8 protein-coding genes are annotated in these 15042 nt (G+C 47.8%); 4 read left to right on the top strand and 4 right to left on the bottom strand.

Annotation, left to right across the window (positions count from 1 at the left end; genetic code table 11):
• Window positions 1-330 precede the first annotated feature (330 nt).
• Window positions 331-1971 (bottom strand): methyl-accepting chemotaxis protein, encoded by a 1641-nt coding sequence (locus tag SG35_RS30085; RefSeq protein ID WP_044835620.1) that lies wholly within the window; start codon window positions 1969-1971, stop codon window positions 331-333.
• A gap of 571 nt (window positions 1972-2542) precedes the next feature.
• Here SG35_RS30085 and SG35_RS30080 point away from each other — a divergent pair.
• Entirely contained in the window at window positions 2543-5350 is a 2808-nt protein-coding gene (locus tag SG35_RS30080) for an RICIN domain-containing protein (RefSeq protein WP_053043402.1), read from the top strand.
• Between the two features lie 86 nt (window positions 5351-5436).
• Here SG35_RS30080 and SG35_RS30075 read toward each other — a convergent pair whose 3' ends face one another.
• Window positions 5437-6942, bottom strand: coding sequence for a membrane dipeptidase (locus SG35_RS30075; protein WP_160298389.1), 1506 nt, complete (start codon window positions 6940-6942; stop codon window positions 5437-5439).
• Window positions 6943-7382: 440 nt separating this feature from the next.
• Between SG35_RS30075 and SG35_RS30070 the strand changes: the two genes are divergently transcribed.
• The 3 genes from SG35_RS30070 to SG35_RS30060 all read left to right on the top strand — a co-directional run bounded on the left by SG35_RS30070 (window position 7383) and on the right by SG35_RS30060 (window position 13704).
• On the top strand, window positions 7383-8090 hold the full coding sequence (locus SG35_RS30070; RefSeq protein WP_044835619.1) for a glutathione S-transferase family protein: 708 nt from the start codon (window positions 7383-7385) through the stop codon (window positions 8088-8090).
• A gap of 179 nt (window positions 8091-8269) precedes the next feature.
• Window positions 8270-10435 (top strand): hypothetical protein, encoded by a 2166-nt coding sequence (locus SG35_RS30065; protein ID WP_044835618.1) that lies wholly within the window; start codon window positions 8270-8272, stop codon window positions 10433-10435.
• 521 nt (window positions 10436-10956) lie between these two features.
• Window positions 10957-13704: a GEVED domain-containing protein gene (locus tag SG35_RS30060; RefSeq protein ID WP_053043400.1), complete on the top strand. Its 2748-nt coding sequence runs from the start codon at window positions 10957-10959 to the stop codon at window positions 13702-13704.
• A 198-nt stretch (window positions 13705-13902) separates the two neighbouring features.
• On the opposite strand, the gene SG35_RS30055 is transcribed toward SG35_RS30060, so the two are convergent.
• Both SG35_RS30055 and SG35_RS30050 read right to left on the bottom strand, forming a co-directional pair.
• On the bottom strand, window positions 13903-14364 hold the full coding sequence (locus SG35_RS30055; RefSeq protein WP_053043399.1) for a MarR family winged helix-turn-helix transcriptional regulator: 462 nt from the start codon (window positions 14362-14364) through the stop codon (window positions 13903-13905).
• Between the two features lie 10 nt (window positions 14365-14374).
• The gene (locus SG35_RS30050) at window positions 14375-15001 is read right to left on the bottom strand and encodes a cytochrome b/b6 domain-containing protein (protein ID WP_044835617.1); all 627 of its coding nucleotides are present in this window, start codon (window positions 14999-15001) and stop codon (window positions 14375-14377) included.
• Between the last annotated feature and the right edge of the window lie 41 nt (window positions 15002-15042).

The following is a 15042-nucleotide window of genomic DNA, read 5'->3' as shown; positions in this document are numbered from 1 at the left end:
TCATAAAGGAGAACTGCTTTTGCCCTGTCTCGGCCCAACATGAAAAAGCAGCGGCATATACGAGCATATTTATACAGGTTACTTGCCAGATAAAGGACACACACATTTTGAACAGACCGCCCCAAAAACCAACATAATAAGTTGATATTTAACGGGTTTGAACCACACCATCCGCCAAAAAGCTCAAGATAAAGTGGTTTATCTTGAGCTTTTTGAACAAAATAAATAGTCCTTAGTGTTCTGCGCTTGTTACCAGCTATGTGCCTGAAAGTTTCCCGACCTGATATAACCGTAACGAGAAGAATAACCCGCTATATTTGGCCACTGCATTTAGAGTTTAAAATAACTGACATTATCTTTAAGCTCTTCCGAAAGGGCATTTAATGCATCCATAGCTATCTTATTGTGGTCTAAAGAAGTAATGGTTGAGTTCGACATCTGGGAGATATCTTCCATTGCCTTGTTGATATCGCCGATAGCCGAAACCTGTTCACTGGCAGCCCGGGCGACTTCCTGAACCCTGGACAGGGAGTCCATGGCCTGCTGCTCGATGTTTTCCAAAAATTCACTGCCTTTTAAGGTCAATGCCCGGCCATTTTCAACCTGGGGCTGGGTTTTCTCTATTGCTGCCACCGATGCCGCCGTTTCTCCCTGTATCTGCTTTATCATGGCTTCAATTTCAGCGGTGGCCTCACCGGTACGCTGTGCCAGCTGGCGAACCTCGTCTGCAACTACGGCAAAGCCCCGGCCGCTTTCTCCTGCCCGGGCAGCTTCTATGGCGGCGTTCAGTGCCAGTAAATTGGTTTGTTCGGAAATGCCGCTGATGACGCTGACAATGCCGCCGATTTGTTTGGTATCTTCTGCCAGGCTTCGGATTTGCTCAACCATGCCACTGACGCTTTGTGACACCCGGTCCATTTCCTCTGCACTTTCACTGATGGCATCCCGCCCCTGCTTGGCATAACTTACCGTCATGCTGGAATTTTCCTCGGTATGGCTGGCTATCTGGGAAACTTCATCAATATTAGTGCGCATGGAGTCAAGTTGGCTCGCAGTTTCTTGAGTCAGGGCTGCCTGCTGACTGGCGGCATCGAGTACCCCTACCGAGCCATTAGAGACTTCCCCCACCTGCAAGGACAATTGTTTTGAAGCCTCGACGATATTCGAGACCGTTGAGCTGATCTGGCTTTTCATGGTATCAAGGGAACCGAGCATACTGCCGGGATGGCGGGTTTGGATCTCGACATTGAGGTTGCCGCCGGCAATGGCGGTCAGGGCATTTTCCGCTTCAAAGGGCTCACCTCCCAAAGACTGGCGCAAACTACGTTCAATCAACAAACCGACAAAAATACTGATCACTATCGCAATACCGCTGAGGGTAAACATCAGCCCCTCAAAACTGCTGGCAACGTCCCGGGCTTCCGGGGTGGCTTTTTGATTTGCACTTTCCTGATAGTCAATAAACTCATTGATGGCATTTAACCAGGCAATAATCGCCGGGCGGGCCTGGGTTAACACCATCTGGTTGACGTTTTCATCTTGTTTCTTGCCCTGTATGATACGCTCGAGTATAGGCAGGGTTCGCTCCTGAATATCATCTATTTCCGACAATATCCGTCTTTCCTGCGCGGTAAAGTCATAACCGGAAGATAACATCTGCCCAAGTTTAACTTCCGATTCGGCATAAAAGGCGGCGAGTTCTTTAATTTCTTGCTCAAAAGCAGCGACTTCTCCAGCACTTCCTGCAATAGCAACATCCCTGATAGCGATCCCCCGATCATGTACGCTGCCGCGGTAATTAATGGCATACCTTTGTTTAACCGAGTTGATATCGGTGATCTCAGACAGGGTTTGATCGATAAAGTTAACTTTCTGGATCCCCATAACGGTGAGGATAATCATCAACAGCAGAATAATACCAAAACCTATGGAGAGTCTACTTTTGATGGTAAGACGGGTCAAAAAATTCATCACAGACCTTTTCAGTGAATATATTAATTAAAATCATCAGACCCCTGAAGTCAGTATAAAATTACATAGCTGCATTTTACGCCTGCTCATGATATCTGGTTTAACGAGTCATGCAGCAGTTGCTGCTCAGGGCCTCTGCTCTCTACAGACAGTTTATATTATTTTTTAATTTTCACTATGTTGCTGCGGATCTAAACAGTCATCTCCATAAAAGCTTTGCCGAAAACATTGATGCTGTTGATGATGAAAGCATTTCTTGTTCAGGGTTTATTTTCTGATTATTGGCGAAAAGAGCCAGAGCAGTGCGACCAATAAAACAACAGCGAATCACATTCCCTGTCCGTTATTTACTTTCTTAACAGCAGACAAGCAGGACGCCGTAAGTCTAACCCGGCAATTTTGCCGCTCCCCCTAACGAGAGAAGACGCTGAAGATACAGGAAAAAAGCAGCCAATTTAGTGCTTGTTGAAGACATTAACCATTGAAAAACCATAAATAAATAGAAAAGCGCAGGAATATACCGTAAAAGTTTCAGCAGACAAGTAAAAGGAAATTTTAATAAGGACAATTCATGGACAGAAAATGTGAAAAAAACCAAAGAGTGCCCGGCGGCATATTCTTGGCCGGCATCATGCTGCTTTGTCCGGCCTTTGCCGGCCAACACAGTATTGATTATGCCGACAGCGCCGCTGCCAACGAAATCAGCATAGGCATCAAACATTATAACGGCCAGCAGGACAAAGTATTCAAAGACGGTTTGGGCCGTGAACGAAGCTTTCGCGGCTTTAACGTTTCCGGACAAGTGAAACTGGCACAATTTGGCTTTCAGCCTTTTAAAAATGTCGAAGACGCCCGCACCAGTTTGTCGCTGCTGGGACAGCAAACCGGCAGCAATATCGTGCGTTACACCGTCGCCTGGGAAGGCATACATACAGCTGCCGGCACCATAAACTATCAGTATCTCGATAAGGCCATTGCCTATATGAAAGAGGCAATGCGCAATGATATGTATGTATTAGTGGATTATCACTCAGATCTGTATAGCCGCCATACCTTCACCCCGGATTCCGATGACACCGGCAATGGCGCGCCTAAATGGGCGGTATCGGATATTAACGGCAAAGACGATTGCGGTTTGCCCTGCAAGGTGACCTGGTCGGCGCATAAACTCTCGGACAGCGCGGTACGAAATGCCATGCGTTCTTTTTGGTATGATCATTGGGTGATGGATCAAAACCTGGCCAGCGCCGAATTATATCTGCCCGCAAACAATAGCTGCGCCGATATCAAGGGCGGGAGTACAGCCAATTCCACCACGGTATTAACCGCAAGCTGCAGTGGCCAGCCCCGCCAGCAATGGCACTATCAGCAAGACGGCAGCCTGCATTTGGCACAAGATCAAGACAAATGCCTGGATGTTGCCGGCGCCAGAACGAGCGACAATACCGATATTCAGATTTACCGCTGTAATGGCACTAAGGCTCAACAGTTTATTCTCGATCAGCGCGGGCGCTTGCACAGTGCCCTGGATTTCAATAAATGTGTTCAGGAGCAAAACGGCAATTTAAAACTTCATGAGTGCAGCAGCGACAACACCGGCCAGCGCCTGGTCTTAAGGGAGGCAACTACAGGCGTTAACCTCGGGGAAAGTCTGACCTATGTACAAACGGCATTTATCTGGCAGATAGGGCAGGTGGCCCGTTACATCAAATCTAAACTAACCCCAAAGGAATTTGCGAAAATCATAGGCATTGAGCCGCTTAATGAGCCTTTTGACGGCGGTATCGGGCAAATGAGTTATAAAGACTTTGATAATCAAATCCTATGGCCTTTTTATCAACGGGTCCGGGCAGAATTAAATCAGCAGGGGTGGCAGCAAAAGGAAGTGTTCGCCGAACCTATGGTGTTCTGGAGTTCCATCGCCGGCATTACCGCCCCGGCAACCGGCGGCCATTATCTTGATTATCAGCCCGGTGACGGTTTTGTTTTTACCCCGCATTTTTATGATCAGGCGCGTATGGGAGTAGAAGATCTGTCCATTGCCCGCAACGGCAGTTATTTTGCCAATTTAGATCAGATCCGGGATGAAGCCCGGTACTTAAATTTAGCGCCGTTTTTATCCGAATTTGGCATGTGGCTGGAAGGTTATGGCCACACCGATACCGAGCGTGTGGTTAACGGCACCTATCAGGCAATGGAATCTTCAGATAGAGTTCATGGTAAAGACCGTTTTGTGGATTTTTATACCCCGCTGGTCAGCGGCACCCAATGGGGCTGGGATTATTATTATGACAACCATTATGAGTTACAAAACGGCAATCCCGATAAAATCAAAACCCAGGACGATGCCTGGAACAACGAAAACTTCTCGGTGATCGGCCATTACGGCGCCGATTATAATGTGCGCCGGGAGCTGGTAGAGCGTGCTTACCCGCGTGCGATACAGGGAGAGTTGATGCACTTTGCCTATGAGGGCAAAGTCAGGGACGAAGGCTCAGAGACCATGAATTACCACAGCATACGGGCCTCGCTGACGGAAAGCTTTATCAACAAGGAATTTTTCCGCAATACCCGCTTTGCCTTTGCCGCCTGGCGGGGGCGAAACTCAGACGCCCCCACGGAGGTTTATCTGCCGCGGTTAATGCCGGCTGATGACCTGGTGATCGTTACCGACAAAGGGGTACATCAGAACCTGCCGCTTTCCACCAGCCCCAACCATAGCAGCAATGAAGTGATGCTCAGTGTGGATCCCCGTAAGCAAACAGGTGCCGGCCACCTGCTGCGCGTCTGGGATGATATTGATAGCGGAGAAAATGCCGACTCGATGCATTTTGCGCTGATCATCGACGGCAATGCCGGCTTAGCCAACAAAGATTTACTTGAGCTGCAATCGGCCATTAATCAAATGCTGGCCCGGGGAAAAAGCCCGGTATATCTGACCACAGACATGACCCATGGCGGTTATCCTGACGATAAAGGCAGCAAAGACGGCTACTTTTCACTGGTCAATAAAAACAGCGGCAAGTGCCTGGATGTCGCTGGAGGACGTACTTTTAACGGTACTAATGTGCAATTGTACCAGTGTAACCATACCCGGGCGCAACAGTGGTTTTATCAGCCATCCACCGGCTTTATGCGCAGCCGCCTGAACTGGAATAAATGCCTGGATAACGGCGGCCAGTTCCGCAACAACGGTAAGCTGGTGCTCTGGCATTGCCAGGACCTTGATAACATGCGCTGGGATCTTATCGATAATAGTTTACGTCCCCGTGCTGCCCATCATGTTACCGTACATGCTTTTGGCAGCGGCAACAGCAGCAATGTCGGCTTGTGGTCTTATCAGGGGGAAGATAATCAACGGTGGATTAGCGCCTACTAATACAAAGCTGAACCTCTTTACGCTAAAGTTAGCCTGAAGCCTGAACACATCTATTCAGGCTTCAACCATAAGCTGGCCCAAGATGCTTACTCTATGCCGCCGGTGTCCATATCGGAAATATCCAAAGGCCCGGCTCTGTTGCTATCGTAACCACGCTGCCACATGCGGATGAAGTTTTCCGTCGAATTTTCAATGGCTGTGGTATCGACCCCTAAATTTTTTAACTCGCTGATAATATCGCCCTCGGCACCGATATGGGCAAAACCGTCATAGTCCAGGGCAGTACCGGAAGGGTTTTGCTGTTTGGCAATTTGCTCCTTAACAATGGCATTTTTCCCCGACGCGCCGCAGGCCTCTTTGTTATCGCCGAACCTGGGCCTGAGCTGCTGGATAAAACCATTCATATCACTGGCAAAAGCCAGGTCTACCTTTAAGCCGCGGCTGGCGTATTCATAGGCCTGGGCAAACGATTTAACCGAGCCGTCGCAATCATTGGCAACAACCGAGGGGCCATAACTTTTCACTTGCTCGGCGCCGGTTCTTAAGCCAAAAATACCGCCGGTTTCCCGTATCATGGCAACGATATTATCCGGGGTGGTTTTTTCTTCTTTTTGTTTTTCATCGAGCATAATAGAGCGCAGGTGGCCATGGGAAATCATCAAAGGGTAATATTGGTTTTCCCTGGCCATAACATAAGTGTCGGCCACCGAACGCTCCGACATATGGGCCAGGTCGATGAGCATATTTTTCTCCATCATGGCCGCTACCATTGCCTTACCTTCCTCGGTGAGGCCTTTGATATTTTTCCCCTGTTCATCCAGGATAAAACCCAATTCACCGATAGGGGTATTGCCTATATCTTCTAAAAATTGAAACAGTTTAAAAATAAAATGATGGGGAGCCGCGCCGCCGAAACGGTTATCGCTTTGATGTACCGGCTGGAGCACCCTGACGCCTTTGTTATAGAAGTGATCCAGGCTAGATTGCCAGTCCTGATCCGCAAACAGATGGGAAGCTTCTATCGCCATCACCGCCGCCAGCTTGCCCTGGTGAATGATAGTACGGGCCTGCTCAGGAGTAGTGGCAATTTCAACCCAATCCCGGGTGGCGGTAAAATTAACTAAGGCATCAAGCTGCTTATCGACACTCAGCATTTCATCACAGGACAAGCCCGCTTTTTTATTGCGATTGGGCATAATGTCACATAACTGCTTATAGTCTACCGCCGACATCACATACAGGCTTAACCCGGCATCATGGGCCTGCTTTAAATGCCCCTCCCATACCTGCTGGTGGGCTATGCTGTCCCAGCGCGGCCAGCCGCTATACCCAGGAAAGCCCTGCTTTTTATATTTATGCAAACCGGTATCGCCCTCAGTGCCCGGTACTCTGCCCAGGGTTTCATTGACTATGCCGGTTAATACCGTTCTGGCATGGTCACCGCCAAAAAAATTGCCGCCGCTGCATGCAGCAAGTGCATGGGCTTCTTCTCCCTGGTGAGAGCCGTGGAACCAGGCACCGGCATAAGCCAGCTCTGCCATTTGATGCACATGCAGGTCGGCAAAACCTGTGACAGCGGTCGTGTTTATCATGTTTGCTTGCGCATAAGCTAAGCCGCTACAGAAAAAACACACCGAAAGTATGAGGCTAAATAAGCGCTTGCTTACTGAAAGTGTTCGGCAAATGAGTACAGATAATATTTGGCGGGACGATCTTTTTTCCATCCTTGTCTTCTTTTTCATCAAAAGCTCCTTTTTTATTGTTTGACAAACCAAGCTTAGTTGAAATAAGAGAAGCTGCTGTAAATAAAGAAAATTTTAACTATTCTTTACTGGCTGTCATCTCTCGCCTGACATGGTTTTAAAGCAAATACAGCAAGTCAGGGAAATAAAAAACGCATCACATGCTTATCAAAAAACCGATTTTTCTCCGGTGGAAAAACAGGCACTAAACACACAAATTAAAAAAAATTTCGTCTTTTAGCAGTCTGCCTCGTCTTAGCTAGGAACCTAAAAATTGAGGAGTCTCTGAAATGATCAAAATTATCAGCTTTACCATCTGCCCGTTTGTTCAACGGGTAACCGCGTTATTGGCAGCCAAAAAAGTCCCTTATGAAATTGACTTTATCAGCCTGAAAGACAAACCCCGGTGGTTTCTGGATCTTTCGCCTACCGGCCAGGTGCCTGTGCTGGTCACCGAATCGGGGGAAGCCTTATTTGAATCCGATGCCATAGTCGAATATATCGAAGAGATCACAACGCCACTGGAGCAGGATATCACCCCGGAACAACGCGCCAAAGACAGGGCATGGAGCTATCAAGCCTCCAAACATTATCTGGTGCAATGTACTTCAATGCGCAGCGGCGATGAAGATACCCTGCTTGAGCGCACAGCCAAACTGGGCAAGGCATTTGAAAAAGCGGAAAAGGTATTGACTAAGGGACCTTACTTTAAAGGTGAACAACTAAGCAATGTCGATATTGCCTGGTTACCTTTACTGCACCGCGCCGCCATTATCGAGCAAAAGTCGGGCTATGATTTCCTGGCAGGCTACCCGAAAGTAAAAGCATGGCAGGCAGCCGTACTGGCAACCGGTTTGGCGGAAAAATCTGTTCCCGCCGATTTTGTTGAACGTTTTTCTGACCTTTATCTGGCAGAAGAAACCCAGCTGGGGAAAAAGATGCGCGGCATTGACAACAGCGCATCATGCGAGCGCAGCAAAGCGAGTTGTTGTGCCTGATCATATCAAGCAACAAGTGCCGTAACCCGGTTTACGGCACTTTATCTTCCCCCCGCTCATATTATCTCCACCACAAAACAACTTTCTTTTATTTTTGGTTACTCATTGTCAAGGAATGGGCAACATTCCTTTGTTTTACCTGGTAAACATTTAGCAAACATTCAATAAAGGAAATATTTATGTTTAACTTTACCCGTAAAAATCCATTAACATCTGCTCTCGCCCTGTCTTTGACAGCCGGCACGTTTTCCGCCGCTGCAGCGCCTGGCTATCAGCTAAGCTCAAGCGATTTACACAATGCCATGTCACAGACCCTGGCGGCGGCAACATCTCATTCGTTAGCGCGAAGTGGCGATACAATCCGCTATCAGCTCGACAGTTTTCAGGCCGATGTCACCTGCTTCAATGGCTGGCTGGATATCTCAGATCAATACAACACCAATAATGCCTATTATCAGTGTGAGGGATCGGTGCAGTTTGCGCCGGTCGCCGGTGATCTTGAAGGGATCCTGGATTTTACCGTCGACAGCTATCAGGTGATTATCTCCGACAATGGCGAGTTCTTCGGTGAATTGCGAGAAATCCCCAACCTGGGCTTTGGCGGCAGCAACTTACTCACCGACAACATGAGCGGCAGCCGTTTTGCTTTTGCCGTGGCCAAGGGGGCAATATTAAACGACTACGCCAATATTAAAGTGGGATTGGCCGATAACCGCCTGATGGTCTTTTTCGACTTGTCCTATACCGACGGCGGCAAAATGGCGCTAACCGATTCAATCGAGGCTTCTGCCGGCAGCAATTCAGCCAGCTTTAAGTTTGTATTGGACTGGAAAGATCCCCTCTATTATTTTGAAACGGACTTGTTTACCAAAGGGGCACTAAAGTCCAGTCCGGTACAATTAACTTCACAGGGGCTTTCCTACCACGGCCGTTTGGGCTTTGCCGCCGACTATCCCTTATGGGATGGCGCCAGCTGGCAAGGGGCCCAGTTCAACGGTAACAACTGGCAGGTCAGCGACAGTTTCGATAGCGAAAAATTCAACCAGGACGGCCACTTAGTGGTTGGCGGCAAGATCAAGTTTACCCCGTACCCCATTTCGGTCGACGGTATGTTCAACGTTGATTTTGACCAAAATGATGATGGTCTGGGGGGCGGACAGGGCCTTAGCGATAAGGTCTCCCAAAAACTGACCGAACTGGCATCAGATACCCAGCTGGCCGGCAACGGCACGTTAAAATTAGATCTGGGCAGTATCTCCGGCATTGGTTTTTCCATGAACCTGGGCAAAGGTTCGATGAATTTTAATACTGCCAGCAAATCGTTTTCTTTTTGGGCAAGCAGCGTAGACTCACTCGAAGGCGGCATCGCCGGCAACTGGATTAAAAAACTCCTGGCAGGCATGCAAACCCCACAAGTGATGGTTTATGGCCATATGGACGGCAACGATAGCGGCCTTGCCAGCTACGACAGCTTCTTTAAAGCAGATCTTTCTCACAACGATTATATTTTAAAGGGCTCGCAAAGCATCAACTATAATACCCCCGGCATTAAAGACGGTTTAACCATGGATGGCCGTTTTGGCTACAAGGGCTCAGATATCGGCTTTAAGCTCGAAGCGAATGCCAGCACTTGTAAAACCACCATCGACACCGGCAGTACGGTAAATGTTGCCGGTTACAGTCTGGGCAATGTCTCTTTTGATTTGTGTCAAGCCACTGATACTTCATGGATCCCGATTTCCGGTATCGTCAATGTCGGTGAGGACGCCATTGAAGTGCTCGGCAATACCAGCGCTACGGCTGTAGATACCCTGTCTTCGGCAACAAACCAAACCCTCAACTTAACCGACGGTACGGTAGAAGAAGCCAGGGTAGAACTCACCGAAGCCGGTGTCAGCGTGAAAAATGCCGCGATGAAGTACGGCAACAAGGCAAAAAGGTTCGTCATGGGGGATTTAAGCTATTCATCAGCAAACAAATTTTCACAAAAATTCAGTGCATATATAGCTAAAAATGGCTTAAGCACCGGTGACTTGCCTATTGGCGGCGGTAACTTTATCAAGTGGCAGACTTTTAAAATTTACGGTGACGGTCAATACCGCGGCGAAGTCAACGGCAGCAAAGCCGCTGCCAGACACGAAACCGAGCTAAAAGTGAAGTATTGCGCAAAAGTTAAATTTGCCGGTAAAAGCAAGCAAACCTGTAAAACCGACAGTTTGGACACGATCAACGGCAACTTAGACTTAAATGGCTGCTTCTCAACGCCAAGCATGAATAAGTCTTTCAAAATATTGGGGATTAAAGTTAAGTTCCCGATCCCATCAAAGAAACTGTGCATGTTCTAGGCAGGTAGGTGTAATACAAAGCTGCACAACTCAAGTGCAGCTTTTTTTTTACCGAAAAAATAAAGCGCTAGCGGGCAGGCTATAAAGTCAGTTTTAGCTTTACCGAAATGCTTTATTAACATCACTTGCGTTTATATTGTCACCTTGGCATTTTCCCAACCGTTATCACTAAAGGCAAAACCTGACACCTTGTTCATCGGGCCTTTTGAGCCAGCAGGTGAACAAATGTTTTATCTCTATATCGCATATAAATACGCATTTAATTATATGTGAATTTTTTATTATAAAATCATTAATATTCATAGAATTAATCAATTTCCAGCTTTCCTGCTGTATATTTTTCAATTTTATTTTGAGTATAAAATATACAATATTCCGAATTATTTGCTAACTTGTGAGTAGTTATTTTTGCTACAACGCAATCCAGCCGTTGACACTTAGTGAATTTAATAACGTTAAGGTGAGCTGAATAACTGAAAAAAATAATGAATAAAAACTAAAACATAAGGATGATGATAGAAATGAAAAATATCAATACCAGGCGCTTGCTATTGCTGACAGCGCTGTCTTCGATAGGCGCCACATCCCACGCCACGATAACAGGCGGGCTTCCGGCCCCCGTCAAAAGTGCAAAGACAAGCCTGGCGGTAAATGCTGACTTAGCTGCCGCGGCCACTTATTGTACCAGTACCGGTGGCGGCGATTACGAATATATCGCCAGGGTAGAAGTAGCGAACCTCGACAATACTTCGACCGGCGTGTCGCCTTACACCGACTTTACCGCACTCACCGCAAACTTAGTGCCCGGCGCCAACGCCATTACCTTAACCCCGGGTTTTGTCAATAATGCCTATACCGAGCACTTTGCCGTCTATATTGATTTCAACCAGGACGGTGACTTTACCGACAGCGGTGAAAACGTGATGACCGGCAGCGGTAACAGCGCGGTTAACGGTACCATTGAAGTGCCTGCAAATGTATCGGGCAATACCCGTATGCGGGTCCTGATGAAATATAACCAGGCAGTGCTTAACCCTTGTGAAAATATAGTCTCCGGAGAAGTCGAAGATTATAGCGTTTCCCTGGGCGGCTCTGCATCCAACCAGCCACCGACTGCAGTAACAGACGGGCCCTATTCAGGCGATATCGGAGCCGGTATTGCCATGAACAGCAACGGCTCGTCAGACAGTGATGGCAATATTGTTTCCTGGTTATGGGATTTTGGTGACGGCAATAGCAGCACCTCGGCAAACCCCAATCATGTTTACCATAGTGCAGGCAGCTATACGGTTACTTTAACCGTGACCGACGATGACGGCGCTTCAGCTTCAGCAACCACCTCAGTCACTATTAATGATGGCAGCACCAATCCCACAGATTATTGCGCGGTCAGCGGCGGCGGCAGCCATGAATGGATCGCCGGTGTGCGAGTGGGCGATTTAAACAATACATCAGCGCAATCCGACTATGCCGATTACACCAGTCAGGTGGCAAAACTGGCCAAAGGAGCCAACACCATTACCTTAACCCCGGGCTTTAGCGGTAACGCCTACACGGAGCACTGGGCGGTATGGATTGACTTTAATAAAGACGGCGATTTTCTGGATGCCGGGGAACAAGTGATCTCCGCCTTAAGCGGCAACGGGGCGGTCAACGGCACCATTACCGTACCGGAAACCGCTTCAGGTTCAACCCGCATGCGTATCGGCATGCAATACAATCAGGCCCTTAGCGCGCCATGTAGCAATGTTGCCTCCGGTGAGTTTGAAGATTACACGGTCTCCTTTGACGGTGTCATTATCAATCCACCGACAGGCAGCTTGCCTGATGTCTGTGCCAGCCAAGACCCGGATACCTCAGGTACGTTAACTGACGGTGTGCCTGTGTGTGTGCCGGCATCCAGTGCTAAACAGGGCTTTAGTATTTCTGCCTATAATGTCACGCCTGCGGTCACCAGTATTGCCATTACCACTAAACATGGCTTAGGGAACCTTTCCCTGGAAGGCAGGGCAGGGAGCTGGCCTTCGCCGGGTGACGATAGCGTACGCTCAAAACATGTCGGCAATACCGAATGTGTGATCATCACCAACCCTTCAGCCAGCTGGAATTATGTCAACCTCAGCGGGCTGTTTAAAGGCGCCAGTGTTGTTGCCGATTTTAACAAAACCAGCTGCCGGGAAACCGTTGGCGCACCGGATACCGGTAACGGCGGTTATGACTACGATCATGTCAACCTTATCATCTTCCCGTTTGATTTCCCCGGCTCGCCACTGGATTTCACCACAGAAAAAATCAATGCCGAAATGGCGCTGGTAAAAAAATACTTCGAAGAGCAATCATACGGCAACTTTACCGTGACCTGGGAAATCAAGTCGAAAACCACCATGGCGGATCCAAAATCAAGATACGATAACGACAAAAACGCATGGCGACCGGCATATAGAGAAAAAATCATCGCCGCCGGTGTCGACCCTGACTTCCCGGGTGAAGCCACCCTGGTTATGGTAACCGCCCCTAAAATAGGCCCCAGTGATGCGACCTCGATCAATTCTCAGGCGAGCCCGCCGCTGCTGGAAGTCTACACACATAAAGGCAGCACCATAGCCCATGAAATGGGGCATTCCTTTGGCCTGCACCATGCCAGATCCGTTGAAGCGGGTAACAGTATTATTAATTCCGGCAATGACACCGTCAGTGACTACGGCAATGTCTTCGACTTAATGGGTATGGGCGGGCATACCTTTGAAGAGATCAACCTGATGTTCAAAAGCTACTTCAAAGGCTGGCTCACCGACAGCCAGGTACCCCTAGTCACCAGCTCAGGCACCTACCGGATTTATGCCTTTGACCATGGCAGCGCCAGCGGCACCAACAACCCGGGTAATATCGGCATCAGGCTAAAATCCGGTGACGGAAAACTCACTTATTGGCTTGAGTACAGAACCACAGCCCATGGCGAAGAAGATACGCCGCCGGCACAGCAATTCCGTACGCCTTTGCTCAGAAATGGCGTATTGGTTAACGTACAAGACTATATGGAACAAGATGATGCCGGTGCCTGGTGGGTGCATATTTCCAAACTCCTGGATATGACGCCCAACTCGCAAAGTACCGCCAACTGGGCGCTGGAAGATGAAACTGACGCGCCGCTGCAAATAGGCAAAAGCTTTACTGATCCCTGGAATGGTTTCCGTATTACCCCTGTCGCTAAAGGGGGCACTGAAAATACTGCGCAAGCCTGGATCGAAGTGGAAGTAGAGCAGTTCTAAGCAGCCTTGAATATAAAATATCAACATAAGCTGACAACTGCCTGAAGCAGGCAGTTGTCAGCCAGTACATGGAGTCAGGCCTGAATCTGGATAGATAACGTTAATATCCATAACGAAATGACAATTTCATCTTGTGTCAGCCGGGAATGGATTGCTGATTAAAGCAAAAATTAAACTATTCCTCCTCGCTGCGAATATTCAGGAGTGCATATTTGGATTTCGCTTTTTGATTATTTTTAGCATAAGAGAATGGGCCAGCTCTTTTTCATCGGCAGACAGACCTGATAAAACCTCATCATTACATAGCCTTGCTAACGAGGTTGCCTCAACCTCCAGTTCACGCCCTTTTTTTGTTAAATAAACCAAGTGCGCCCGTCTACTCGTTGGATGAGGTTGTCGTTCTACAAGTTCCATCTTCTCAAGCGTGTCGAGCAGCCTGGTTGTGGTGTAATGTGCAGTGTTACAACGATTTGTCAGCTCTGTCTGGGTAAGTCCATCTTCTTCCCAAAGAGCAAATAACGTCGGCCAGAGACTTATATTGAGCCCGATTTTTCTCAAGTGACCGTCTAAGTTGTTAGCCATATCATTACCCAACACGGCTATCAGCCAACCAAAACTCATATGTCTTGGCAATTTAGGCCCTTGTTGGTTATCAATCAAAAAATACTCCTTATGCGCTTATCAAGATTATTATCAGCAGGATAGTAAGACTTACCCCCAATAAAATCATTGCTTTATAATTATTTATCAACACAGGCTGCTTAAAATCTCCTGAGTTTTCTCTCTTGCCCGTGATCATCGTTTTGATTAACGGTTTACCACATAACTGATACACCAATACCGCAAGAATATGTACGGCACTGCAGCTAATCAACGCCATAGCATTAATAGCATGGAACTGTTCAAATATTTTCACCGCTTGACGTCCCCACAAGTGCTTACCGTCTATTGCACCTGATATGCAGATGCCACTAAATGCCTGCAAAAATAAAAGCGTAACCATTAAAAGTACCATTAATCCGCCCAGGGGATTATGTCCTAAATAGCCTTTGCTTCTACGAGATACATAAAGAAACAACTGCTTAATGGAGGGCACAAAATTAGCAAACCGGGATGTATCACTCCCCATCAGCCCCCAGCCAATACGCCAGATGATCAAGACAAATAATGCAAGTCCAAACAGGAAGTGTGCCTTTTCATTACCGGCCAGACCATAACCGGTACAAGCTAACTCAATAAACAAAATGGCCTGCAGCCAATGATAAATTCTGGTGGCTAGGTCCCATATTTTTAACATAACCTACTCATAATTGATAATGTTGCATTTGCAAATGTAGC

It is taken from the genome of Thalassomonas actiniarum, from assembly GCF_000948975.2.
Lineage (GTDB): Bacteria > Pseudomonadota > Gammaproteobacteria > Enterobacterales > Alteromonadaceae > Thalassomonas > Thalassomonas actiniarum.
The sequence above is the reverse complement of the archived record's forward strand: the minus strand, read 5'-3'. Positions and strand labels throughout refer to the sequence as shown.